Here is a 23,789-nt window from a genome sequence, read left to right as displayed (position 1 = left end):
CTAGCGCAAGTTGACTACTGGTTACGGACATACAAAGTAAGAATTGTCTAACCTCATTCGATTAAAGGTATTTTTATCTTAGAAAACTTGGCTTTGCCAAGCCTCTGGCGCAGGTAAAGCCTTAGTTGCACTTATGCAGATAGGGATTTTTATAAATTCCTATCTGTTAAAAAGGCTGTCCTTTCAATCTTCTCAGATTAAAGGACAGCCTTTATTAATTAGTAGTATGAGCAAGGTTTGCTATAAGCCAGGTTCTGTATCTCTCGTGCTGCGAACGGACCTTCCCCTCGCACGAAGAGTTGTAGCCATCTATCTATGGCAGATAAATCTGCCATCCGTCCATCCGTTTGATTCCTTCCGGACGGTTCCCCTACCTAATTTGGGTTTCTCGCTCGCAGGGTTTACCGCGTTCCATCTTTCCTGTCGCCAGGAAAGCTACGTTTCTGTGGCACTTTCAGCGTACTCGGGTCTCAGAGAGAACCCTTTCTGCGCCGTCAGTAAGTTAACCCTTACTGCCCTAGCTTGCACTAGGTACGAACACTCCAAGCATCTCAGCCTGGGCGAGCCTGGACTTTCCTCTATTGTCCATCCATAAAGGATGACAACAGCGACTACACACAAACCTTGCCGATCGACAAAATATAATGTACCACAGATCACAAGAAATGGTCAACATGGAGGTTATGGTAACGATAGCATCTTTTGGTTATAAATGAGACAGATGATCTTGAAAAATGATAAGCTTGCGTCATAATGACAATAGAACTTTATATATAAAGGAGGAACTTATGGACTTATTCAACCTTCAGATAATCGGACCTAGGCTATATCTACAACTCCTTAGTCCGCTACATGCAGAATCCCTGCTTACATATTTTACTGAGAATCGGCAGTTTCACGAACCCTTTGTTCCTGTGAGAGATGATAGCTTTTTCTCATTAGAGCATGTAACCAATCTGGTCAATCAGAAGCATCTTGTTGATACAGATCAGAAGTATATGTTCGGCCTGTTCACCAATAATGAACACCAGCTTATTGGTAAATTAACTCTTTCACAAATATGCCGCGGACCTTTTCAAAATGCTTATCTTGGCTATGACGTCCATCACGCTTCACAAGGACATGGCTATATGACGGAAGCAGTGAAACTGCTCATTCCCTTTGCATTCCGATCCCTATCTCTTCACCGCATTCAGGCTAATGTTATGCCTCATAACACGGCATCAATTAGTGTACTGACAAAAGCAGGCTTTACCAAAGAAGGGTTTGCTCCCCATTATTTGAAGATCAATAATGTATGGGAGGATCATCTGATGTTTGGTATTACGCAAGAAAGTTATGATAACGTTCTGACAGAGACCGTTTTGATCCCCGAGTTAAAGTTCAGCTAAATGTCAGATCTTTCTTACTTCGTGGTAAAATAAGGACAACTATTCAACTTACAACAGGAGGAATCTGATGTTATTACTCCCTTTTGAAGAAAAGAATCCAACTATTCATCCTTCCGTCTTTTTAGCGAAGGGTTCTCTCGTTTCTGGCGATGTGACGATTGGAGAAGATTCAAGTGTCTGGTATAACAGTGTGATTCGTGGAGATATTGCCCCTACGGTTATTGGGAAACGAGTAAGCGTGCAGGATAACAGTACACTCCACCAAAGCCCAGATAATCCTCTCGTGATCGAGGATGACGTAACAATCGGGCATAATGCTGTCCTACATAGTTGCATTGTGCGAAAAGGTGCTTTAATCGGAATGGGTTCCATTATTCTTGATAAAGCAGAAATCGGCGAAGAATCAATGGTAGCGGCTGGTGCTGTTGTTCCTCCAGGGATGAAAATTCCTCCACGTACCCTCGTGGTAGGTTCCCCTGCAAAAGTAAAGCGTGAGTTGACAGAGGCAGAATTGCTTGACTTTGTTCGTATCCGCAAATCATATGTAGATAAAGGAAAAATATACAGACAGGCGGAACTAAATCCGCTCTCAAGATAAACATGGAAAAAAACGACTGCTATCCAGGTAGGAGGCATTCGTTTTTTTTACTTCTTAGCGATATCGCTACTAATCCGAAACATTCTGCAAACCGAAACATTCTGCAAATAATTATTTCGTGAGGTATATGATCAAGGCAACAAAAAGCTGAGGAATTGAAAATAGGCTGAACCAAATAGCTACCTTCGTTCTTGTCGTCGCTTCTTTCTCGTCCTCCGTTGCAGTGTTGGCTCGATATTGATCGCCAGAAACCAAAGATCCTGAAAAAATCGCGCTGATCAATAAACTGATTGAACCCACAGCTAAGCATATTGTCATAAGAAGCAAAAAATCGCCAACCATCCAAGCATATGCATAGCTGATTACTAATGCTATGATTGAGAACAAAATCGCTTTCACATCGTCACCTCACATACCACATGCACTTTTAGGTATTGTATCATTTTTTTGAATAATTTTTATATCCCTGTAATCTGATAATTATTAAGGAGTGAAATTACTTGATTACCAGTAAAAAGGCAACTGAACTACATTGTAGAAGGAATAATGAATGTGTGTACGAAAGGGTACTGGGCAACGTACCAAGACTCACATCCAAAAGAGTATATTAATAAATGAATTTTATAATCCTGAGAGAATCTTACAGGAAGTAATACATACGAGTAAAGAATGGGGCGGCTACTATGTTGCTTTTGGGTTTCCGTACTTCCTTTCGAAGAAGCTGTTTTTTTCAGGTAATTGGTTTGATTTCGAAAGTTTTTTGATTTTGATTATCCTCTGAAGCTGTTTGCAGATGAAGCACATTTTTTGTTCAGAACTATTTAAGGTCCTGCCCACTACAGTATTCATTATTAAGTCTTTTTCCATGAAGAACCCGAAGCTACGTAGCTTCGGGTTCACTCCATTCTACTTCTGGGTAAAATTAATCTTGGTTACTTGCCAGCCATATGGATTCGTTTTCTGATCTGTCTTGGTTATGAGGTATTCTATTTCATAATCTCCAGTCAGAGGAGAGTTATAGATACCCTTTGCACGAATTTCTTTAGAAGTTGAATCCGTAATTTGATATTTACCTACATAGTTATGTAACGGCAATGGACGAAGGTCATCGAGAGTAGCAATTGCATCTTTTGAGAAATACGCTTGAATTGCCTCTTGATTGTTTGTTTGGTAGGCATGACTAGCTACAGTTAGTAGCATGTTGGTAACTCTAGATTTTTGGTTATTGTTGCCATTAAATTGAGCCTCTTTTTGCTTTTCATTGTGATCATATAAACTCTTTACGCTCACCGCAAATTCAGCACGTGTCATTGTTTCATTTGGATTAAATTTGTCTCCATTTGTTTCAAGAAGATGGTATCCTTTGATTCCAGTCGCATAAAGAGATCTGGTATCCTTATATTCATTTATTGGTTTACCAGCATAATAGGATTTCATCATACTAGCTACATTTGTTACTTCCGTATTCTTTTTATCAATAATATCAGGCATTATAAAATGGAAGAGTAGCATACTTGCTTCTTCCCGTGTTAATGATTCTGACAAGTGCTGCGAAGAAAGCCAAAAATTACTTGGAATAAATGTTTCAAAAAGCAATGGCTGCTTGAGAGCACCACGTTGAAGCAGATATAACATGTTTGTTCCAGGCTTGAAATCGATCTTTGCTTTTACATTTGCATATACCGCAGTATCCACTGCCTGAATTGCTTCTTTTAATTCATTTGCTAATGAATATCGTTGATCCACCATTGCACCCGGATCAGGACTTGCCATTACACCATAGGTATTATGGGAAACTCGTTTTAACATAACAACAGCTTCACCACGTGTTATTTTCTCATCAGGTCGGAAAGGGACATAATTCCCACTCACAATTCCTTTGTCTGCTAGAAATTCAATGTCCGATCTGGCCCAGTGATCTTCGATATCGCTAAACGTCTTAGCTGTTGCCGGTTGCACCTGAACAGCAAATATGGCAACCAATAGCATGGCAAAACTTAGACATACCGATATGCTTTTGCGAATCATCATGTTACCTCCTCCTAAATCTGTTTCTACATAAGTAAACAAAACTGTAATGAATGTATGTTCCTAAAAGAAATATTACCAGACTAAAAATTCAGAATCTATCGTACTTTCTTCATGGTTCTAACAACGAGGATAGTCCTATTTTTTTCATGTTGATCGCTCATCTTGCCATTCAAATAAGAAAAAAGTTCCGTTTTTTAGAAATAAATCAAAATTTATTCCACGTAAAAAGAATACCCGCTTCCTACTACCACAGAATAAGTCAGGGGAAACATTATCCTCCTGACTTTTTATTCTTATCAGTATACTCAGTTAACCTTACTCCCCTCGGTTACTAGCTTCCATTCTCTTCTTGCCATATTCTCCACTGATATTGAAATAACGCATAGGATCGAATAGCTGTTTCCAGATGAGATCGATCAGGTTCTTTTGTTGTCACCTTTCTTTGAAGGGAAGCAGATAGACGAAAGAACGGCTCAATTAGTCTCGGTTCATATTTAGCTGCTATATTGCATACACCTATTCCAATTACGCCTATAATAATCGCCTTGAAGAGAGAGATGAACAAAAGCGCAATGAAAAAAAAGACAAAGAAAAAGGTAACCACATTTGTGGAACAGCCACGGTTCACAATAGATGCTCGCTTTACTTTTTCCCAATCCTGCGCTGTTACATCTCGCCCGTAACTAAATACTTTGTGTTCTGCTCCATGAAACTTTTTTAATTGAGCTGGAAAAACAAAATGAAAACCTGCCAAATAAACGAAGAACCATAGCGGATTTACACCATCCAAATTAGCAAAAAAGAACATATAGACTAAAAATATATGGAACAAATTGTAGTACCAAGGAAGAGACATGCTTACACGCCACCAGATTTTCGGAAGTGTACCTACGCCAATTTCTTCTGACCAGGTATGAATGACCCCTTTCTTGATTTCAGCACAAGCGATGACCTTTTTGTTGTGAAAAATAACGCCTTTTCCGAAGGAGATTCCTGAAATCATCTCTTTGTTGTTCTCACCCTCTCTTTTTATCGGTTATAATGGTGTGTATTCGTTTTTATCAAAAGGAGGTTGCACATAATGAATCGAATGGTTCCTGCCATCCCGATTGTTCCTGGGAAAGATCCTTGGGAGCCTTTATATAATGCTACACCACCGGCCTATAAGTTGACCAGTGTTGAGTTTACAGTAACTAATTTATGTAACCTTCGTTGTGAGCATTGTGCTGTCGGAGAAACGTTACGGATCAAAGATGATCCTGCTTTGCCGATGGAGCTGCTCATACAACGCCTAGATGAGGCAAAGGATTTATTAACCCTCAGTATTACTGGTGGTGAGCCCATGTATAGTCAGAAAACTGTTACTGACACCATTGCTCCACTATTACGCTATGCTACTGACCGAGGATTACGTACGCAGATCAACTCCAATCTTTCGCTACCGTTTAGCAGATACGAGCTGATCCTGCCTTGTATTGACGTTATGCACATGTCCTGGAATTACAGTAAACCGAGTGATTTTCATGAGGTAGTCTTTGCCAAAAGTCCTCAGCAGGTTTCTTATACACAGGCAGAGAAGCTATATAACCTGACAATGGAAAATGCGCGACGTCTTTCTGAGTCTGGTGTGCTCGTTTCAGCTGAAACCATGTTAAACAAACGAACCTGGAACAAATTACCTCAAATCCACCAATTGATTAAAGAAATGGGTTGCATGAGACACGAGGTTCACCCTATGTACCAAAGCGATTTTGCTAAAGATTTGGAAGTATTAAACCTGCCTGAATTACGACAGGCTATACATACATTGCTGGATGAACGTGATCCCAATCTGTGGATGTTATTTGGAACATTGCCGTTTTTTGCATGCAGTACTGACCCTAAAGACCAAGAATTGCTACTACGTCTTCGGAATGCGCAGCAGGTAACTGTCCGTAACGACCCAGATGGACGTTGTCGCCTTAATGTAAACGTGTTTACAGGTGATGTGATCGTAACCGATTTTGGTGACATCGGGACGCTTGGTAATATCAAAACAGATTCGCTAGAAGAATTATTTTCACGTTGGCAAGAGCATTCATTAAACCAGGCAATTAATTGCCATTGCCCTGCTGCCAGTTGTGCAGGTCCTAACTTACTTGTTTATCACAGTTATTATCAAGAGACGGATTTTCACAAGCGTTCTGCTCTTGTGTAAGCTAAAAAATTTATATACCAACTTAAAAGTTTGCAAAGCAAAAGGTTGCCAGCGTGATGATCCTGGCAACCTTTTGTTTGTAACTGTATCAGAATGTTTTGTTCAATGAACGGAAGCTCCATTGTCATTCGATCTTACCTTCCTGATACTGTCGAAAAGACATCAATAGAAGTAATTTCCGTCATCTTTTTTGGGCTTTCTTTTTTTCTCCAGTCGTTTGATGGGAATCATCGTTTGGCCTAATTCTGTCATCCTGTCAAACGAATCAAACATTCCGTCTACAGTTTCTACCAGCTCACGCATTTGAATTACCTTGGAACGAATTCCACTAAAATGATAAAGCATGCTCTTCCCATTTATACGTACCACTTTTCCCCTCGCCTCCTACTCTCCTTATCTATCACTAGCCTATGATAGTAAAATGGAGCTGGGGATAGGCACTTGTCCAGATAGTACGCCCATTTTCATAGAAACCAAAGCTTATGTTATCCGATAGATATTAGGACGGCGATCACTAAATACAGGAATTTTGGAGCGTACCTTCTTCACCAAATCAAGATCAATGGTTGCTGTAAGGATTGTCTCTTCCTCTTCTGCCTCTGCAATCACTTCTCCCCAAGGATCAATCACCATGGAATGCCCACAAAATCTGCTCTTCTCATCAGTTCCCACTCGATTACACGCTATCACATACATTTGGTTTTCGATGGCTCTTGTAATGAGCAGGTTGCGCCAGTGTGCCAGCCTTGGATGCGGCCACTCCGCACAGATAAACATAGCTTTTGCCCCTTCCAAGGCATGAGCCCGCAACCATTCAGGAAAACGGATATCATAGCAAATAACTGTCCCAACAGTCTGCCCATCTAATTGGAACAGTCCCTTTTGATCACCAGCCTGCATATACACATGTTCATTCATCAATTTGAACAAATGGGCCTTTTGATAAGAACTAATTTGCTCGCCTTGCCGATTAAAGACAAACGTACTGTTATAGATGTTTTCCCCATTCAGCTCTGCAATTGATCCCCCAACCACATAACTTTGTAGTTCTTTAGCCCGCTCAGAAAGGAAGGCTTTTGCTGTCTCGCCATCTTTATCTGCAATCTCCTGTAATCGTGGAAGATCATATGCCGTATCCCACAATTCTGGAAGCAATAATACATCCAGTTGTTCCTCAGATTTGAGCAAATCTTTTGTCATTTGCAGCGCTTTTTGACGATTTGCTTCTGGATTCCCTAACACAAGATCCATTTGTAAAAGTGCTACTTTAAACGTTGATTTCATTTCAAACCCTCCCAAGATCTTGCTTTGTCTTTAATACTAGTGGAAATAGTACAAAAAATAAAGAGGTACTCCCCCGTTAAGGTAAGCACTATTGACAAGGCAATCTGGGACCTTGCGTTCTAGATACAAAAAAACAGGGTGAAATTCTGTAGGAATTCCCCTGCTTTTTTTCCGTGAAAAACGTCTCGACGTTTTTCATAAAATTGGATGTGACCGCTTGCGGTCCAACAAAACGGTCTTGACCGTTTTGTTTCATTATCTGTTTAAGTAAGTCTATTTTTACCCGCGAGGACGCTCCAATAGTCTGACACGACGATTCAGATCACGAACACGTTCATTTAAGCGAGTTACTTCTCTCTCTAACACAGTGATGCGTCGGTTTAATTGCACATCTTCTGGAGATTCTGGTTGTGGTCTACCTGGAGGTCTGCCTGGCATCACAGGTATGAAAAGTGTTTGACCAACATGGACGTCACTTGGATCAAAAATACGGTTAATTCGCTGTAATTCAGATAAGGGGACTCCAAAACGCTGAGAGATACTAAAAAGCGTATCACCTGGTTGAACAACATAATTCACTACTATCACTCCTTCACTGGTTACATGCTCTACGTTATTAACCTATGCCTGCATTATTCTAGGGGAAATATACGATTCGCCTATTTTTCATAAGATAGGCCCGCGAGCATTTATGAAGAATTCATGAAAGGTCTATTCAACTAACCCCTTGAAACAAATGATAAAAGCCACGAATACCCTTCTACCGGTAATCGTGGCTTTGTATCATTTCCTATACGTTATTACTTAAAGACCGTTTCAGCAAACTGCGCTAATTTTTCCGCAGAATCTTTATCAACATCAGCATGCAAGCTGTTTCCATGTGAATCCATTGTTACGATAGCGGCAAATCCTTTCACGCGCAAGTGCCACATTGCTTCTGGAATACCGAACTCCATGAAGTGAACGCCTTCTACGCCTTCAATACAGTCTGCATAATATTGAGCAGCACCACCAATGGCGTTTAGATAAACCCCGCCGTGTTCTTGTAGAGCTTCCAAGGTTTTTGGTCCCATGCCACCTTTACCCATAACTGCACGGATACCGAATTTTTTCATGATATCACCTTGGTAGGGCTCCTCACGAATACTTGTTGTTGGACCTGCAGCTTTTACATGGTAGTTACCTTCTTCATCTTTCAGCATAACAGGACCACAATGATAAATGATGCCCCCGTTTAGATCAATTGGACAGTCGTTATCCATTAAATAGCTATGCAACGCGTCACGACCTGTATGCATCATGCCATTGATGATTACGACATCCCCTACTTTCAGGCTTCGAATTTTCTCTTCTGTAATAGGCGCTTCCAGGACAACTTCACGACGCTCTTCCTGTTGCGCAGAAGAGGAAGAGTCCATCTCTACTTTTTCATTTTCGGTATAGAGGTAACGCAGAATTTCTCCTGTTTGTGGATCAAGATGAACGCCTTGACGACGGAACGCCCAGCAGTTATATGCTACGGAAACGAAGAAGCTAGCAGGTAGGCGGTTTTCCACGCCCACTTTACAGCCTAACAGCGTTGTATTTCCTCCGAAGCCCATTGTACCGATTCCTAGTTTATTAGCATTTTCCATTACATACTCTTCTAATTCAGCCAATTCAGGGATTGGATTTGTATCATCCGTTTTGCGGAAGAGCTGGTGTTTTGCCAAGGAATAGCCGCTAGTACGATCACCGCCGATTCCTACGCCAATGAAGCCAGCACTACAGCCTTGTCCCTGTGCTTGATAGACCGCATGCATGATGCATTTACGGATTCCATCAAGATTACGCCCAGCTTTACCTAGATGTGGCAATTCACAGGGTAGTGAATACTGGATGTTTTTATTCTCACAGCCGCCACCTTTTAGAATGAGCTTCACTTCTACATAATCATTTTCCCATTGTTCAAAATGAATAACTGGAGTTCCAGGACCAATATTGTCACCCGAGTTCGCACCTGTTAGGGAGTCTACAGAGTTCGTACGCAATTTGCCATCTTTCGTAGCTTGCGCAATAGCTTCCAAAATTGCCTTCTTCATTACAATCTGATTAGCTCCTATCGGGGTTTTCACCTCGAAGGTTGGCATACCTGTGTCTTGGCAAATTGGAGATACATTCTCTTCTGCCATTTTTATATTTGTAGCGATCGTCGATAAAGAAAGTGCTGCACGAGTACCAGCATCTTCCTTCTTGTTCGCATCGTTAATGGCATGACGAACATCTGGTGGTAAATTGGTTGACGCCTCTATTATTAGCTGTAGCATGCTATCTCTGAACTTTTCCATGATGAAAGTCGCCTCTCTTTTCAAAATTAATAAAAAAATCTACGCAACGTAGCAATTATAGCATAGGATTATGCTTTATTCTGCCTTTTTTCGTGTGTTAGGTGTTTCTAAGACACCTAGGGAGATTGTCTTGTACAATGGTTCAGGAAAATGATAGGTTGAATATACTTAATCCCAAAGTTTCAATCTTTTTTCTAGCTTTTCTGCCACAATTCGTGGTTCAGAACAGAATGGACCCAAGCTTTCAAATGTTTATCCTCTGCTTGTTGTTTATGGCCCAAGCGATCATCATCTTCACAATAGTCTCTATTCTAGCAGGATCTCTTGGTAAACTCCTCATGAAAAAAGCAAGTGCCTCTACCATCATGCCTTATGCCAAAGCGGCCATTTATGTTTTGACTGGTCTACGACTTGCATTCATAGAAAAATAGGCTCGATTTTTGTCTGCAAACTAGGTACACCTTCTCCCTATACCGTTCTTGTGCGCTGTGTTATCATGAGACTATTCCAGAGGAAAGGAAGAAAAGTAGCATGCAATATTTCCAACTGACGCCGCCTGCTACAATCGCCGGAATTGTTGCTGTACTGCTTATGGCCCTGATTAAGCTACAATGGCCGTTCCGTTTTCAGTACATGACCCTCTTCCACAAAAAGACGCCGGAACGTATCAAAAAATGTCTGGAAGCTTCTTTTTTAAAAAACAATAAACGGACTGTAGCTCTATTAGATAAATCGAGCCAACAGATTCTAGCCGGCGAGTATGACGATGCGGAGAAATATATTACCCAAGCAATTGTCATGTGTAAGCAAACACCCACACTTTTCCATCGAGCATTATTACACCATCTGTTTTATAATCTGGCGGTTGCCTACTATTACCGTGGACGCTACAAGGAAGCATTGCAAATCGCTGCCCATTTATATCAACGTGATAATAAATTCCAAAACGCACTTGGTATTATGGTTTGTTGCCACGCACGAATGGGAGATTCACAGGGCGCATTTTACGCATTTTCCTTATTAAAACGACGTCGCCTTCGCCCTGCTTTACTACACTATTGTTTAGCTGAGCTGGAAGCTGCGCAAGGTAAATATTCGAATGCATTAAACCACCTAGAAAAGATTGGGAATTATGCTTATTCACATACGTTGTTTTTACATCAAGCCCAGTTTGATCGACGCTTGAAAGAATGGACAAAAGAATCTTCTCATGCTGGATAAAATTCCTTTATGGCAAATAATACTAGAACCGCACTCATCCGTGCGGTTCTTTTCATTAAACAAAACGGTCACATCCAATTTTATGAAAAACGTCTCGACGTTTTTCACAGAAAAAAAATCACGCCGTACCAGAATAATTGAGCCATCCAATAATAGATGTCTTCAATAACTTTCGTAAGGGTGATTTTCTATTTCGGTTCCATTTCATGATCCTGACTACTTATCATCCACATAAGTGCCCAACAATTGAACAACATCCTTCAAGAAAACCTGAACATCCCCCTGCAGAATAGGTCCATGTCCTGTAGCGAGTATTTCAATCGGCCAATCATTCAAAGATCGTGTAGCATCCATGAATCCGCGTACCTCATCCCGACTTGGATTATTATGTAACCAGGTAGTCAGTGAATTCAACAATTCAGATCGCCCGTGCTCCTGATAACCTACCACTTGATCGACAGGTACACCAAAAAAATGAAGATGGTCCCCTATAAAACACACCTTGGTTTTATCATCATAATAAGCTACGGAACCCTCTGTATAAGTGGGAAGATTTTTAAACTGAAAAAAACCTACACGACCCTGCTCACCTGCAAAAGAGTGACCAAATAATGATTGCGAATAGTCATCAAGCTCAAAAAAATCATGCAAATGAATCCAGTTTTGACTAGTGGAAAAAAGCTCCACATTCCCAATATGATCCGCTAATCGATGGGTATACAGCACATCCTGAACATTATCATCCGAAACACCAATTTCTTTCAACGCAGATTGAAAATAGGGACGATGTTTTCTTAAATTAGAGTCAACCAGGTAAAAGCGTCCATCTCGTTCAAGAACATAATTATTAATAAAGCTTTTCCATGAGTCTTCGTACGTCATAATCGTCCAGACACCGGGAGCAATTTGGCAGGTCAAATTGGTCAAATTCCCATCTCTCCTCTCCGCAACGAATAAATTCACGATATGTACTTTGTTGTTTTCCTTCCGAAACATACTTGTAGGAGTATTATACAACATTTTCCTCCTTTTAGTTGTGAAAAAGAAACTTCTATACCTTTTCTTGTCAAATCAAACTTTATTTTCTTTGTAATGCCCATTGTTGTATTGCAATCTCCATTCACTCCCTATATTTCCTTTTTATGATTCTCTTCATTCATTCGTTCCTTTACCATTGCAGGAAATACTAGTCGGTACGAATCAATAAAGGGGGATTCTGCTATGCTGTGTCTAGGGTATGCCATTATCAGTATGGCGACCAAAAATAATCCCAACAAAAAAACAAGCCCACTTCTCAGTAAATGAGGTGGGCACTGTACCTGACTATTTTTTGCATCTGCATCTTCCACCACATCTACCGCCGCATCCTCTACGAGGTCTTCGACGAGGATGTTTATGACATTGGCATTCGTGATGTTTATGTCCATGGTGCGATGAACTGGAGCTGGAATCACACATGGAACTATCCATTGATTCATGATGGTGGTGGTGGTGGTGATGCTGGTGACACATATTATAGTAGTATTCACATCGGTCTTGGTGATGTTGATACTGTTGGTGATACTTCTGGTATTTTTGAGGTTCGTGCTGATGACGCATACATTTATCCTCACACCGTCTCATTTTATCCAGGTGGAAATAATATTTATTTATATATATCTGGATATTTGGCATGGGTTGAGGCATGGTAGTTGGTGGCATTGGCATAGGTCTTGGATGAACAGGTCTTTCTTTCGGTGCAGGTCTTGGCGGCATCATTCTATGAGGCATTTTTTCCCGAGCATGCATATAACTACTTTCCATTTTGTTAACCCCATCCTTTCATAGTTGAATGTCTTACATGACATATTGCATGGTATGAGATTCGTCTATAAACTGCACCTATGACTATGGCCCATTTCCTTATTTTTACCTGCCCAAATCTAATGGTCAAACTGCACGGTTAGGAATTGACTTTTCCCGACTATCGTTGTAATAATTAGAGGAAGAGAAAGCGGGGAATAATAATCATGAGCGTTGTAAATCATCGTGACATGTTACTTTTATATAGAAGCAATAAGGGGTTAGGAATTCGTTCCTAGCCCCTTTTCCTTTTCGCGCTCTACTCTAGTAAAGGAGGAAAATCTTATGTCATTCGAACAAGTAATCCAGTTAGATGGTACATCGCTAACTATCGATCAAGTGGTGCAAGCTGCTCGTCATCAACAAGCCATTTCCTTATCGGAAGGTGCTATCAAAAAAGTAACTCTGTCCCGTTCTATGGTGGAGCAGATGGTGGAAGAAAAAAGAGTGGTATACGGCATTACGACCGGATTCGGTAAATTTTCAGACGTAATGATTTCAAGGGAAGATGTAAGTCAATTACAAGAAAACCTAATCATGAGCCATGCTTGCGGTATGGGAGAACCATATGCAACTGAAGTGGTTCGTGCCATTATGGTATTACGCATTAATGCATTATCACAGGGTTTTTCCGGAATTCGCTTGCAGACGCTTCAATTATTGGTAGAAATGTGCAATCGTGGGGTCCATCCCATTATTCCGCAGCAGGGCTCTCTTGGTGCAAGTGGTGATCTGGCTCCACTAGCTCACATGGTTCTGCCTATGCTTGGAAAAGGTGAAGCTGAGTTTGCGGGAACTCGCATGAAAGGAATGGATGCTCTAAAAGCCGCTGGACTTGAACCGATACGTCTCGAAGCAAAAGAAGGCCTTGCTCTCATAAATGGAACACAAGCAATGACCTCCCTATTATGTCTGGCACTTCATGATGCACGTATGCTAATGGAAAATGCTGAGGTTATCGCTTCATTATCAGTAGAAGCTTTGCACGGGATACCAAAAGCATATGATGCCCAGTTGCACGCGGTCCGTCCTCATCCTGGACAGCAAGAATCAGCTCGCAGAATGCTCCTTCATTTAGAGCAAAGCGAACGGACAACGGAACAAGGTGAAATTCGCGTTCAGGATGCTTATAGTCTACGTTGCATTCCTCAAGTCCATGGAGCAACTCGGGATACATTGGAATATGTGTGGCAAACCGTTACCAGAGAGTGCAATAGTGTCACAGATAACCCAATCCTTTTCACAGAAACAGGTGATGTCATCTCAGGTGGTAATTTTCATGGTCAACCTATGGCACTGGTTGCAGATTTTCTTGCTATTGCCTTTTCAGAGCTTGCCAATATATCTGAACGCAGAACAGAACGTTTGGTTAATCCGCAATTAAGCAGTCTACCCGCTTTTTTAACTCCAAATGGCGGGCTTCACTCTGGCTTTATGATCGCTCAATACGCAGCTGCCTCCATTGTTTCTGAAAACAAGGTATTGTGTCATCCAGCTTCTGTTGACTCCATCCCCTCCTCTGCTAATCAGGAGGATCACGTAAGTATGGGAACAACCAGTGCTAGAAAATTGCGCACAGTTCTTGCCAATGTTAGAAAGGTACTTGCGATTGAATATTTATGTGCATGCCAAGCCATTGATTTTTCAACTGGAAAATTAGGTAAAGGAACTGAGGTCGCATATTCTCGTTTGCGCTCTTTAATTCCAAAACTAGTGGATGATCGTGAGTTGCATGTTGATATGGCTGTAACAGACAAAATCCTTCATGAGTATGTAGGACAACCGTTATAAAAACCTTTCGATGCTCATGTGATAAAACTGCTCTTTCTCTACTTGGAAGTTTTCAAGTACATCAAAACAGAACAAGCTACAATTTTCATAGGTAACGAAAAAAACCGGGATTAAGTAAGTCACTAATCTGATCATTATCAGATCGTGCTACTATAATTCCGGTTTGTTCGTTGCTACTATTAGATAATTCCTATTCAGGAAAACTGTCTTTCATCAAATTTTACATACGACGTTAACATTTCTCGTAATTTACCCCGTCCAAATCGAAGACGTTCATTTGAACCTTTTATGACCCCTACATACTGTAGAAAAGATACGACCTCTTGGCGGCGAGCCAAAATATTAGTAATGCCCTGTTCATAAAACCAAGCATCAATGGTATTGTAGACTCCTTTGTTAACACCGTATTCACGTTCACAGTGCTGAAAAAAAGCTAGATCCATTAAATGAACAATTGAATTATCATTTTCCCCATGTATTCTTCTTTCTTTTCCCCAGTGAAAAAAATCAATTTCATTATTCCCGAAAAATTGTTGCGCTCTTCTTACATCTTCTTCAATTTGCATAACCAGCTCTTTAACAGAGGAAAATCTACGTTCTTCTCGTAGCATAAAGCAAATCTCAACTTCTAGTATTTCGCCATATATCATTTGAGAAAAACCAAGGAGATGAATTTCATAGCTAACGGAAGAATCATCTTCAAAAGTAGGACGAGTTCCAACATTCATTACTCCTAGTAGCATTCGCCCCTGATACATGACACGGACCCCATATACACCAAATGGAATATTTTCAGCTGTACACATTATTAAATTGGCTGTAGGAAATCCCATCTTTTTTCCTATTTGTCGCCCGTGGACGACCCTGCCAGACAATTTTATCCCATCATACCGCATGTCGTATCCCCCTCCACGTACAACTGATTTTATCTATTGCGAGCACAATTATTTTTCGTTACTTATTTTTCTTACTTCTGAAGCGGGTTTTCCTTCTATTCCCCAATGACTAGCAGGATATTCAGAAACGATAACCCGAATGTTAGGCAACGGAGAATCTAAGGTTTTAGCAACGGTATCCGTTAGGTTATGAATTAAGTTTTTAATTTTCTCCTCACTTCTACCTTCTATTAATGAAACATGAATAAGTGGCATATCATTACTCCTTCGCTCTTGTACTATAATTTTATGCAAATATTGGTCAAGTCGCTGAAAAATTCAAAGCTATGCATGCCACCTTCTCTGCCGACTCCACTTTGTTTGGAACCACCGAATGGCGTCCGTAAATCGCGTAAAAACCAAGTATTCACCCAGATGATACCTGCCTCAATTTGGCCAGCTACACGGTGGGCACGACGTAAATCATTTGTCCAGATTGAGGCACTCAATCCATAGTGGGTATCGTTAGCCTTTTCAACCACTTCTTCTTCGGTATCAAAAGGAATAATACAAACCACTGGTCCAAATATCTCTTCTTTAACAACACGGCACTTACTATTTACATTGGTGATGATAGTCGGTTCCAGGAAATATCCTTTTTCCAAATGGGCTGGGCGTCTACCACCAGTTTCAATGACTCCTCCCTCTTCCTTTGCCAATTCAATATAATGAAGCACACGAGTATAATGTTCTTCACTAATCAAAGCCCCCATTTTTGAGGAAGAATCGAATGGATCGCCTACCACCATCTGCTTTGTTTTAGCTACAAACTTCTCAACAAAAGCATCGTAAGCTGCTCGCTCAACATAAATCCTTGAACCACACAGACATACCTCTCCTTGGTTAATAAAACTGGATTTGATCGTGGTTTCAATCACTTCATCCAAATCAGAATCTGCAAAAATGATATTTGGATTCTTTCCGCCTAGTTCGTAAGAAAGACGTTTCAGTGTTTGTGAAGCTGCAGCCATAATTGCTTTACCTGTAGAAGTTTCACCAGTGAATGAAATAGCTTTTACATCAGGATGTTCGGTGAGCGCTGAACCAGCGGAGTCAGGTCCGAAGCCGTGAACAATATTTACAACTCCATCAGGAACTCCTGCTTGCTGACAAATCTCTCCTAGAATAGTAGCTGTCATTGGTGTCCATTCAGCAGGTTTAATTACAACCGTGTTGCCTGCTGCAAGTGCTGGTGCCACTTTCCACGTTAACAAGAGCAATGGCAAGTTCCATGGATTAATTAATCCGATAACACCGAGTGGACGACGTAAGGAATAATTAAGGGCAACATCATCCATTTGATATGCATCTGTTCCTAGAGATGCCATATAATCAGCGAAAAAGTGGAAGTTATAAGCCGCACGCGGAATATCAATGCTGGAAGAGAGCCAAAGAGGTTTTCCTGTATCATATGATTCCAACGCTGCTAGTTCATCTTTACGTTCCAATATGATGTCGCCAATACGTCTGATAATTTTTGCACGATCAGCAGAAGGCATTTTCCTCCAAGGGCCTACAAAGGCTCGTGATGCTGCCGCAACAGCCATGTCAATCTCGATTTTTCCACCTTCTGCTACCTTTCCCAATACTTCTTCCGTCGCAGGATTTATGTTTAGAAAGGTCTTCTCATTTTGGGAAGGTACATATTTTCCATCAATAAAATGAAGACAATCAATCGGTTTTGTTTTCAAGGGTTGAATCGTTTCTTGTGTTTGCATTTTTTTCATCCTTTACTTTCTTTTTTTCGAGGCACAATGGTAATCGGGCGGCCCAGTTAGTCTCACGTTCATAACATTCACCAACTGCCAAAAGTCTGGCCTCCTCAAATGGTTTTGCGATTAATTGCATACCTGCTGGCATTCCATCGTGTGTGAATCCTGATTGTAGAGCCAGCGCTGGAAAACCAAGTAGACTAATCAATGGCGCTTTTGCTAAACGAAACATATTGGAAATGGATTGCTCCGGACTTACGCTTCCGATCTCAAAGGCATATGAATGATTCATCGGAGATAAGAGCAAATCTACCTCTTTCATTTCTGCCAGTGTTGACTGAATAAATTGATGCCTAATTCGTTGCGCCTTCAAATATTCACTAGCTGTTACATTACTTCCAAAGTTCAGTCGATATAATACATCGGGACCATACAAGTCCTTAAAATCTCTCAAGAAAGGCTCGTGGAAGGAATATCCCTCCGATTGCCCAATTATTTTTTGTGCCCACCCAGCCTCATCTAAAAAGGGAAGTTCGATGAAGACAAGTCGAGCCCCCAGTTTTTCCAAACAGCTCATCGCTTCTTCTAACATTTCGTTTAGTTCTGGCTCAATGTTCTCAAAGAAGTATGAACGGCATATTCCAATCGTGACCCCACTTAAATCAAAGAGAGGCTCACTTTTCTGAAATGAAGAGTGACTTGTAGTTGCAGCGTCCAAAGGATCGTAACCTGCAATTACTTCAAGCATAAGTGCTGCATCTCGAACAGTCCTAGTCATCGGTCCGATATGATCGAAGGACCAGCTAAATGGCAATGAGCCGTGACGGCTAACAAGCCCATATGTAGGCTTTAATCCCACTGTCCCCGTTAAAGCAGCTGGCAAACGAATGGAGCCAGCTGTATCGGTACCAAGAGCTGCCACACTCATTCCTGTCGCAACAGCAACAGCAGACCCACCACTTGATCCTCCAGATATTTTCGTATGATCCCAGGGATTACGAACCGTACCAAAATGAGGATTTTCACTGGTCGCTCCCATAGCAAACTCATGGAGATTCGCTTTTCCAACTATAATTGCACCTGCTGCTTTTAATTTACTAACAACCGTGGCATCTTCATCCGGCCACCAATCTCGTAATAAACGAGAACCTCCCGTGGTTGGTGTACCCTTCACATGTATGACATCCTTGATAGCTAGCGGTATACCATGAAGCTTACCTCGGACTTCCCCTTTCATGATCTCATTTTCAGCCTGTTTAGCTGCTTTCATAGAGCCTTCATTTTGAACACATATAAATGCACGAAGAGTTGGATTTTGCTCTTCAATCCGACGTTGGGTGAGTTCAATCAATTCAACTGGTGAGAGTTTTTTACTGGTTATTGCTTGATGTATCGTTGTAATATCCCTAAATAAGAGGTCAGTCACCTGATTCCCCTTCTTTCTTCAATTGAAAAACAAAAGCGGGTTCAATTAACATAATGTTTTGTTGTTCATCTATATCAGGGAGACCTGCTTTCTTTCTCAACTGAGCAAGATACTCTTCCAGTTTCATAATCGCACTCCTTTTCTAAAATTGTGTGTATACTGGTCGAATTAAGTGCTGATTACACCTCCTTTTGGGGATGTAATCAGCGCTGGGTTATTATTTTACAGTTAAGCTTAGTTCTTCTTTTTTCGTCTGAAATAAGGGCATGATTTGCTCGCTGAACAATTGTTGCGTCCGAATTGTCTTCCAATGCTCTAGTCCTGCATATGTGCACAGTAGACTGATTTCAGTTAAATCTGGACAATTGTCGATGATCGCTTGCACTTTTGGTTTGATTTCTTCTGGAGAACCCACCCACACAAAATCTTCTTCCAGCAATGTCTCATAAGGAATAGTAGCAAGTGATTCAAGAGCGCCAGAAGCATAGAAGCCGAAATCTTTGCCTACCAGTACTTCTTTTGTTGGCATATCTTTCGTAGGAGAAGCATTGCCAGCCATGAACTGTAAAATGAATTCCTTCGCTTCTTTACGTGCTCTGTCCCCGTCGTCATCCAAATAAATCCCTTGTACGAATATAATATCTGGCTTATGTCCATGTTTTTTACACGATTCACGGTAAACTTCTAATTGTGGAGCTACTTTATCTAGAGGAAGCATCGGCGTAATGAGAACACCCCAACCTTTTTCACCTGCCAACTCATAGTTATGATTGGAAGCACCACCCGTATAGATTTTTGGTTTAGGTGCTCGAGGTACTACGCGCACGTTGTCCACCTGGAAATACTTACCTTTATACGAGAATACTTCGTTATCCCAGGCTTTTTCCAATATTTCTAAAGATTCAGAAAAACGTCCGCGACTCTCTTCCAATGGGATAGATGCTTTTGGGAATACCCAGGCATGCCCACGGCCAAATGCTACCTCGATGCGATTGTCCGTTATTAATTGTGCTGCTGCCAATTGACCAGCAAATACCATTGGATTGTGTAAAGGCAAAACATGAGAACATGTCCGGAAGCGAATATCCCGTGTACGTTGAGCTGCTGCCGAATAAAGAGCTAATGGATTTGTAGATATTGAAAATTCTTCAAACCAGTGATGTTCTAGTGTATTAAAGGTTGAGAATCCAGCTCTATCAGCATGCTCGATTTGTTCAAGAATCTCTTTATATACTTGACCATGTTCTTTCGCGTACTGCTCAGGATTTTGCATTTCAACATAAATACCAAATTTCATTGTAAATTCCTCCCAGGTTTTAGGATATTTTTATTTTGATTCTTCTAATAAGAAGAATTGACGACCAATCATTGCTTCCAAACGGAAATAGCGATCCAACCCAGACGCTCGGAATGAGTGGGTCATGTCTGTTACCGTCTGTAATTCGGGAACATCATAGAGAAAGCATGCATGCCAGCCTACATTACCTGCATGACCAGCTGTTAGAATATCTCGATCAAACGTACCAATTAAAGTTGATCCATTCTTTTTCCACGCCTCTAGAATCTTGTTTAATTGTGGAAGAATCTGTTCCGTTTTTTCCTCCGTTGTCGCGTTGAACCATCCAGTTGATTCAAATGTAAAAAACACTCGTAATGGTGATGGTACATTAGGTGCACCATGTTCAATTGCCATTTTGTTTTCCTCCTTTTTTCTCAATTAGCGCATTAACAATCCACCATTAATATCAAACGTGGCTCCAGTTACAAAATTTGTTGAATCAGAGATAAGATATGAGACGAGTTGTGCTACTTCCTCAGCCTCTCCCACTCTTCCAACTGGGATGGAGGCGATCATATGCTTAAGTTTTCCTGGGTCTACGTTATCCATCTCTGGAGTACGTATGGCCGCAGGAGCCACGGTATTAACCGTAATTCCGTAATCAGCCAGGTGACGAGCAAACACTTTTGTCAGTACCAACTGACCTGCTTTGGAAGCACAGTAATGAGCGCCAGAGGTGAGAGGGCCGAACTGACCACCGAACGAACTGATATTCACGATACGTCCCCACAGCTGCACCTTCATTACTTCAAGCACCGCCTGGGAAAAGAAAAAAGTTCCACCCAAGTTAACATTCATCAATAAATTCCATTCTTCCAATGTTATATCTTCGATTGATGTTTCTCTACGAATCCCAGCATTGTTGATTAGTATATCAATCCGATTCCACCGGTTCATGATCGTACGGACCGCATCCTTGATTGCAACGGTGTCGCTTACATCTACTTTCATGAATACGTACATTGCCTCATTCATTTGTTGGAAAAAAGGAGACAATCTCAATTCATTTAGTTTTTCTTCGTTCACATCAAGCAGTGCAACCCTTTTTCCATCCTCAAGCATCCTTTGTGCGATACTAAGACCTAGTCCTTGTGCGGCTCCCGTTACAATTGCCACTCTGCCGTAACCGTCAATATTCAAGTCAAACACCCCCTCTCAACTAATCTGGTTTAATCAAATATCTTCCCCAAGGCGCATATTACATTTCCACCCGCAATTTTTGCTATATGCTCTTCTGAATAACCGTGCTTCACCATCCAACCAATCATATTTTGAGTGGCTTCTGTCGGGTTCTCCAATCCTTCTACATATGGCGATTCCACGAAACTCTCACCACTATGCGAATCAGAAATGGAGAGTGATTGGTCAAAGGCTTTTTGCAATGCTACATGATCACCATAAAAGGTATCTGGACCGAGTCCAACATGATCAACCCCTACCAGATTTATTAGGTAATCCACATGTTCCATTACAGAGTCAATAGTATGAACTTCCCGTTTACGTGACATTGTTGTATTAGGTGCAGCGCATACTCCTATCACTCCACCTTTTTTGGCGCATTCAATCAAGACCTGATCTGGTTTCATCCGAGGTGTATTCCATAACTCTCTTGCTCCGGCATGTGTCATTAATACAGGTTGTGAACTGCTTGTAATCACATCCAGACTGGTCTGATCACCACAATGAGAAATATCAATCGCCATCCCTAACTGATTCATTCTTTTAACGACACGGTGTCCGAACTTGGTTAACCCGCCATCGCGTTTCTCCGCAAGCCCACTCCCCAATGTATTCGCCTCGTTATACGTAATGCCCATACAACGAATACCAAAACCATACAGGACATCTACCCGATCTATCTCATTTTCCAATATTCCGGCAGCTTCGAGAGAAAGAAGGAGAGCGACTTTCCTTTTTTTCTTAGCTTGTAACAAATCATCAACGGTAGTAGCAATGGTAATGGTATTCTGTTTGGCTATATCGCATAGCCTGATCCCTAAATTTAGAATCACATCGTCCCACTTTAGCCCTGCCTTGGAAGTGAGAATTGCAATCCCATCCATAAAGTTTTCAAATATTGCATCCACGCCTGATTCTGAGAGGCCCTTATAGTGAAAAAAAGTATGCGGTTGCTTACAATAAGACAGCATTTGCTTAGAAGATCGTGGTGTCATAAACCCATGATCTCTCATGGAGATGATGGGATAGGTTGCAAACAAATTTTGCACCAGATCATTTTTTTCTGCTGCAAGGCCCAGGTCGTAAACAGGTACTCGATTCGTCGGTTTCGCCAAAGAAAATGGCTTATAATCAAGATTCTTCTCTAAATAATTAAAGGATGTATAACCGTCGTACGTTTTGTAATTCATCTTTTTCCTGCACCTTGCTTTATTGCATATTTATCATCAAGCGGGAGTGCCTCATTCCAAGTCTTCTCTTTTGGTGCATATACTCCCTTACTGTAAAGCTGCATTAACGTTGAATTGTCTAGTAGAGGTGGCTCGATACCCTCTTGTAAATCTGCTACAGCATTCAAAAGCATACGCCGCATTTGAATGATGGGCATGTCACTTGTTCCAAGATGTTCTTTGGAACGATCTACAATTGGTCCCATTGTCTCTGTTGCTGCGTGGTCCTGGTTTGCAATACCTCTTATACCACTGAAGTTTCCATCAATCATTAAACTACGATCTTGTTCGTAGGAATTGCTCAAATTACGTAACTTGCGTAAATCCTTATCAAGGTTAAGTCCTCTACGATCATGTTGGGCTTGCCTGTTAATTGGCTTTCGATGAGAAAATTGAACATCCCAGCTCCAAGTACTGTGATCATCCCGAGGGATAAATGCATGCCACATGCCATCTTCACCTTCGAAACGTGGCGGATAGGTATAGAACGGAAAGATATAATGAATCTCCATAAAAGCATGTGTTGTTTCGTCTGCTTTTCCTACACCAATGTAACGCTTCCCGTAATTGGTTGACTCCACTGCCTGTTTAACGGGTGGATTTTTTACAAGTGGATGGTTTGGATCTATCCCTAAATCACTGGAGAGAACTCCTTCTTCAACACTTTGTGTATTGTGAGCTTTATGTAAAAATGCGGCGTGAACATAGTCTACATCATTTTCCATGACCTGCAGATAATTGCAATCTTGCCATACTCGTTCTGCCATAACGTTCTCTTCCGGAAGATTCATCCAGTAGAAATCAGGAACGGGTGGCTGTTTCTCAGCTGGTCCCATATACGCCCATATAATTCCATTTGCCTCATGTGTCGGATACGATTTTAACCGAATACTATTTCTAAACCCACTGCTTTCTGGCTCAGAGGGTAAGTCTATACAATCTCCATTTACATCAAATTTCCATCCATGATACATACACGTGAGCCCACATCCAGCATTAATACCAAAAGCAAGGGAGGTTCCGCGATGTGGACAACGCTCATCTACCAATCCTACTTTACCTTCTGAATCTCGGAAAGCGACCAAATCTTCCCCTAACAATTTCAGTTGCAACGGTTTCCCATCTGCAACCAGTTCTTCTGATCCTACACAGGGTATCCAGTAGTACCTGAACAAATCTCCCATCGGTGTTCCCGGATTAGTGTGGGTAATTAGTACGTTATCTTCGTGCCGAAGCATAATATCACTCCTCACTTCTGTTTTTTGAACTTATCATTATCGTAATGAA

At 41.2% G+C, this 23,789-nt stretch carries 26 protein-coding genes and 1 other RNA gene; 7 read left to right on the top strand and 20 right to left on the bottom strand.

Features of this window, described 5'->3' with window-relative positions:
- Positions 1 to 238: 238 nt before the first annotated feature.
- An RNA gene (rnpB, locus tag LM917_RS19060) (RNase P RNA component class B) lies at positions 239 to 623 on the bottom strand.
- A gap of 165 nt (positions 624 to 788) precedes the next feature.
- Here rnpB and LM917_RS19055 point away from each other — a divergent pair.
- Together LM917_RS19055 and LM917_RS19050 are read left to right on the top strand one after the other, a co-directional pair.
- Positions 789 to 1,391, top strand: coding sequence for a GNAT family N-acetyltransferase (locus LM917_RS19055; RefSeq protein ID WP_232699319.1), 603 nt, complete (start codon positions 789 to 791; stop codon positions 1,389 to 1,391).
- A gap of 67 nt (positions 1,392 to 1,458) precedes the next feature.
- Complete coding sequence (locus tag LM917_RS19050) at positions 1,459 to 1,989, top strand: gamma carbonic anhydrase (protein ID WP_232699317.1); 531 nt, start codon at positions 1,459 to 1,461, stop codon at positions 1,987 to 1,989.
- Positions 1,990 to 2,100: 111 nt separating this feature from the next.
- Here LM917_RS19050 and LM917_RS19045 read toward each other — a convergent pair whose 3' ends face one another.
- From LM917_RS19045 to LM917_RS19035, 3 genes are all read right to left on the bottom strand, one after another.
- Entirely contained in the window at positions 2,101 to 2,388 is a 288-nt protein-coding gene (locus LM917_RS19045) for a DUF5316 domain-containing protein (RefSeq protein ID WP_232699316.1), read from the bottom strand.
- Between the two features lie 507 nt (positions 2,389 to 2,895).
- A complete protein-coding gene (locus LM917_RS19040) occupies positions 2,896 to 4,020 on the bottom strand; it encodes an S-layer homology domain-containing protein (RefSeq protein ID WP_232699314.1) in 1,125 nt (374 codons plus the stop codon).
- A gap of 331 nt (positions 4,021 to 4,351) precedes the next feature.
- Positions 4,352 to 5,023, bottom strand: a complete 672-nt coding sequence (locus LM917_RS19035; RefSeq protein WP_232699313.1) for a DUF1385 domain-containing protein — start codon at positions 5,021 to 5,023, stop codon at positions 4,352 to 4,354.
- A gap of 78 nt (positions 5,024 to 5,101) precedes the next feature.
- On the opposite strand from LM917_RS19035, the gene yfkAB reads away from it, so the two are divergent.
- The gene (gene yfkAB / locus LM917_RS19030) at positions 5,102 to 6,217 is read left to right on the top strand and encodes a radical SAM/CxCxxxxC motif protein YfkAB (RefSeq protein ID WP_232699311.1); all 1,116 of its coding nucleotides are present in this window, start codon (positions 5,102 to 5,104) and stop codon (positions 6,215 to 6,217) included.
- Between the two features lie 162 nt (positions 6,218 to 6,379).
- On the opposite strand, the gene LM917_RS19025 is transcribed toward yfkAB, so the two are convergent.
- The 4 genes from LM917_RS19025 to LM917_RS19010 form a co-directional block, all read right to left on the bottom strand.
- Positions 6,380 to 6,586: a hypothetical protein gene (locus LM917_RS19025; RefSeq protein WP_232699310.1), complete on the bottom strand. Its 207-nt coding sequence runs from the start codon at positions 6,584 to 6,586 to the stop codon at positions 6,380 to 6,382.
- 111 nt (positions 6,587 to 6,697) lie between these two features.
- Positions 6,698 to 7,501, bottom strand: coding sequence for a carbon-nitrogen family hydrolase (locus LM917_RS19020; RefSeq protein ID WP_232699309.1), 804 nt, complete (start codon positions 7,499 to 7,501; stop codon positions 6,698 to 6,700).
- 279 nt (positions 7,502 to 7,780) lie between these two features.
- Entirely contained in the window at positions 7,781 to 8,080 is a 300-nt protein-coding gene (locus LM917_RS19015) for a LysM peptidoglycan-binding domain-containing protein (RefSeq protein WP_232699308.1), read from the bottom strand.
- A 221-nt stretch (positions 8,081 to 8,301) separates the two neighbouring features.
- Positions 8,302 to 9,828, bottom strand: a complete 1,527-nt coding sequence (locus LM917_RS19010; RefSeq protein ID WP_232699307.1) for a fumarate hydratase — start codon at positions 9,826 to 9,828, stop codon at positions 8,302 to 8,304.
- A gap of 137 nt (positions 9,829 to 9,965) precedes the next feature.
- Between LM917_RS19010 and LM917_RS19005 the strand changes: the two genes are divergently transcribed.
- On the top strand, positions 9,966 to 10,259 hold the full coding sequence (locus tag LM917_RS19005) for a LysE family translocator (RefSeq protein ID WP_232699306.1): 294 nt from the start codon (positions 9,966 to 9,968) through the stop codon (positions 10,257 to 10,259).
- A gap of 100 nt (positions 10,260 to 10,359) precedes the next feature.
- Positions 10,360 to 11,049: a tetratricopeptide repeat protein gene (locus LM917_RS19000; protein WP_232699305.1), complete on the top strand. Its 690-nt coding sequence runs from the start codon at positions 10,360 to 10,362 to the stop codon at positions 11,047 to 11,049.
- A 216-nt stretch (positions 11,050 to 11,265) separates the two neighbouring features.
- Here LM917_RS19000 and LM917_RS18995 read toward each other — a convergent pair whose 3' ends face one another.
- Together LM917_RS18995 and LM917_RS18990 are read right to left on the bottom strand one after the other, a co-directional pair.
- A complete protein-coding gene (locus LM917_RS18995) occupies positions 11,266 to 12,066 on the bottom strand; it encodes an MBL fold metallo-hydrolase (protein ID WP_232699303.1) in 801 nt (266 codons plus the stop codon).
- 110 nt (positions 12,067 to 12,176) lie between these two features.
- The gene (locus tag LM917_RS18990; RefSeq protein WP_232699302.1) at positions 12,177 to 12,476 is read right to left on the bottom strand and encodes a hypothetical protein; all 300 of its coding nucleotides are present in this window, start codon (positions 12,474 to 12,476) and stop codon (positions 12,177 to 12,179) included.
- 6 nt (positions 12,477 to 12,482) lie between these two features.
- Here LM917_RS18990 and LM917_RS18985 point away from each other — a divergent pair, with 6 nt between their 5' ends.
- Positions 12,483 to 12,740, top strand: coding sequence for a hypothetical protein (locus LM917_RS18985; RefSeq protein ID WP_232699300.1), 258 nt, complete (start codon positions 12,483 to 12,485; stop codon positions 12,738 to 12,740).
- A gap of 436 nt (positions 12,741 to 13,176) precedes the next feature.
- Positions 13,177 to 14,682, top strand: coding sequence for a histidine ammonia-lyase (gene hutH / locus LM917_RS18980; RefSeq protein WP_232699298.1), 1,506 nt, complete (start codon positions 13,177 to 13,179; stop codon positions 14,680 to 14,682).
- Between the two features lie 194 nt (positions 14,683 to 14,876).
- On the opposite strand, the gene LM917_RS18975 is transcribed toward hutH, so the two are convergent.
- From LM917_RS18975 to LM917_RS18935, 10 genes are all read right to left on the bottom strand, one after another.
- Complete coding sequence (locus LM917_RS18975) at positions 14,877 to 15,578, bottom strand: riboflavin kinase (RefSeq protein WP_232699297.1); 702 nt, start codon at positions 15,576 to 15,578, stop codon at positions 14,877 to 14,879.
- 48 nt (positions 15,579 to 15,626) lie between these two features.
- Positions 15,627 to 15,833 carry a 4-oxalocrotonate tautomerase gene (locus LM917_RS18970; protein WP_232699296.1) on the bottom strand — a complete coding sequence of 69 codons (207 nt, stop codon included), beginning with the start codon at positions 15,831 to 15,833 and terminating at the stop codon, positions 15,627 to 15,629.
- A gap of 23 nt (positions 15,834 to 15,856) precedes the next feature.
- Positions 15,857 to 17,335: an aldehyde dehydrogenase gene (locus LM917_RS18965; RefSeq protein ID WP_232699294.1), complete on the bottom strand. Its 1,479-nt coding sequence runs from the start codon at positions 17,333 to 17,335 to the stop codon at positions 15,857 to 15,859.
- Positions 17,289 to 18,755 carry an amidase gene (locus LM917_RS18960; protein ID WP_232699293.1) on the bottom strand — a complete coding sequence of 489 codons (1,467 nt, stop codon included), beginning with the start codon at positions 18,753 to 18,755 and terminating at the stop codon, positions 17,289 to 17,291. Before LM917_RS18960 ends, LM917_RS18965 begins: the two co-directional genes overlap by 47 nt.
- Complete coding sequence (locus LM917_RS24485; RefSeq protein WP_255668425.1) at positions 18,748 to 18,882, bottom strand: hypothetical protein; 135 nt, start codon at positions 18,880 to 18,882, stop codon at positions 18,748 to 18,750. The genes LM917_RS18960 and LM917_RS24485 overlap by 8 nt, the downstream gene beginning before the upstream one ends.
- Before the next feature lie 90 nt (positions 18,883 to 18,972).
- Positions 18,973 to 20,052: an LLM class flavin-dependent oxidoreductase gene (locus LM917_RS18955; RefSeq protein WP_232699291.1), complete on the bottom strand. Its 1,080-nt coding sequence runs from the start codon at positions 20,050 to 20,052 to the stop codon at positions 18,973 to 18,975.
- Positions 20,053 to 20,082: 30 nt separating this feature from the next.
- Positions 20,083 to 20,448: a hypothetical protein gene (locus tag LM917_RS18950; RefSeq protein WP_232699290.1), complete on the bottom strand. Its 366-nt coding sequence runs from the start codon at positions 20,446 to 20,448 to the stop codon at positions 20,083 to 20,085.
- Between the two features lie 24 nt (positions 20,449 to 20,472).
- Complete coding sequence (locus LM917_RS18945) at positions 20,473 to 21,234, bottom strand: SDR family NAD(P)-dependent oxidoreductase (protein WP_255668424.1); 762 nt, start codon at positions 21,232 to 21,234, stop codon at positions 20,473 to 20,475.
- Positions 21,235 to 21,263: 29 nt separating this feature from the next.
- The gene (locus LM917_RS18940) at positions 21,264 to 22,463 is read right to left on the bottom strand and encodes a dipeptidase (RefSeq protein ID WP_232699288.1); all 1,200 of its coding nucleotides are present in this window, start codon (positions 22,461 to 22,463) and stop codon (positions 21,264 to 21,266) included.
- A complete protein-coding gene (locus tag LM917_RS18935) occupies positions 22,460 to 23,740 on the bottom strand; it encodes a Rieske 2Fe-2S domain-containing protein (protein ID WP_232699287.1) in 1,281 nt (426 codons plus the stop codon). The genes LM917_RS18940 and LM917_RS18935 overlap by 4 nt, the downstream gene beginning before the upstream one ends.
- Positions 23,741 to 23,789: the final 49 nt, after the last annotated feature.

Source organism: Brevibacillus daliensis (assembly GCF_021245735.1).
GTDB classification, from domain to species: domain Bacteria; phylum Bacillota; class Bacilli; order Brevibacillales; family Brevibacillaceae; genus Brevibacillus_B; species Brevibacillus_B daliensis.
This window is presented reverse-complemented; position numbering and strand designations above follow the sequence as displayed.

What these genes read in the sequence shown, in the direction of transcription:
- LM917_RS19055 (WP_232699319.1), top strand. Translation starts at nt 789, where the DNA reads ATGGACTTATTCAACCTTCAGATAATCGGACCTAGGCTATATCTACAA.
- LM917_RS19050 (WP_232699317.1), top strand. Translation starts at nt 1,459, where the DNA reads ATGTTATTACTCCCTTTTGAAGAAAAGAATCCAACTATTCATCCTTCC.
- LM917_RS19040 (WP_232699314.1), bottom strand. Translation starts at nt 4,020, where the DNA reads ATGATGATTCGCAAAAGCATATCGGTATGTCTAAGTTTTGCCATGCTA.
- LM917_RS19035 (WP_232699313.1), bottom strand. Translation starts at nt 5,023, where the DNA reads ATGATTTCAGGAATCTCCTTCGGAAAAGGCGTTATTTTTCACAACAAA.
- yfkAB (WP_232699311.1), top strand. Translation starts at nt 5,102, where the DNA reads ATGAATCGAATGGTTCCTGCCATCCCGATTGTTCCTGGGAAAGATCCT.
- LM917_RS19020 (WP_232699309.1), bottom strand. Translation starts at nt 7,501, where the DNA reads ATGAAATCAACGTTTAAAGTAGCACTTTTACAAATGGATCTTGTGTTA.
- LM917_RS19010 (WP_232699307.1), bottom strand. Translation starts at nt 9,828, where the DNA reads ATGGAAAAGTTCAGAGATAGCATGCTACAGCTAATAATAGAGGCGTCA.
- LM917_RS19005 (WP_232699306.1), top strand. Translation starts at nt 9,966, where the DNA reads ATGGTTCAGGAAAATGATAGGTTGAATATACTTAATCCCAAAGTTTCA.
- LM917_RS19000 (WP_232699305.1), top strand. Translation starts at nt 10,360, where the DNA reads ATGCAATATTTCCAACTGACGCCGCCTGCTACAATCGCCGGAATTGTT.
- LM917_RS18990 (WP_232699302.1), bottom strand. Translation starts at nt 12,476, where the DNA reads ATGGACATAAACATCACGAATGCCAATGTCATAAACATCCTCGTCGAA.
- LM917_RS18985 (WP_232699300.1), top strand. Translation starts at nt 12,483, where the DNA reads ATGAACTGGAGCTGGAATCACACATGGAACTATCCATTGATTCATGAT.
- hutH (WP_232699298.1), top strand. Translation starts at nt 13,177, where the DNA reads ATGTCATTCGAACAAGTAATCCAGTTAGATGGTACATCGCTAACTATC.
- LM917_RS18975 (WP_232699297.1), bottom strand. Translation starts at nt 15,578, where the DNA reads ATGCGGTATGATGGGATAAAATTGTCTGGCAGGGTCGTCCACGGGCGA.
- LM917_RS18970 (WP_232699296.1), bottom strand. Translation starts at nt 15,833, where the DNA reads ATGCCACTTATTCATGTTTCATTAATAGAAGGTAGAAGTGAGGAGAAA.
- LM917_RS18965 (WP_232699294.1), bottom strand. Translation starts at nt 17,335, where the DNA reads ATGCAAACACAAGAAACGATTCAACCCTTGAAAACAAAACCGATTGAT.
- LM917_RS24485 (WP_255668425.1), bottom strand. Translation starts at nt 18,882, where the DNA reads ATGAAACTGGAAGAGTATCTTGCTCAGTTGAGAAAGAAAGCAGGTCTC.
- LM917_RS18955 (WP_232699291.1), bottom strand. Translation starts at nt 20,052, where the DNA reads ATGAAATTTGGTATTTATGTTGAAATGCAAAATCCTGAGCAGTACGCG.
- LM917_RS18950 (WP_232699290.1), bottom strand. Translation starts at nt 20,448, where the DNA reads ATGGCAATTGAACATGGTGCACCTAATGTACCATCACCATTACGAGTG.
- LM917_RS18940 (WP_232699288.1), bottom strand. Translation starts at nt 22,463, where the DNA reads ATGAATTACAAAACGTACGACGGTTATACATCCTTTAATTATTTAGAG.
- LM917_RS18935 (WP_232699287.1), bottom strand. Translation starts at nt 23,740, where the DNA reads ATGCTTCGGCACGAAGATAACGTACTAATTACCCACACTAATCCGGGA.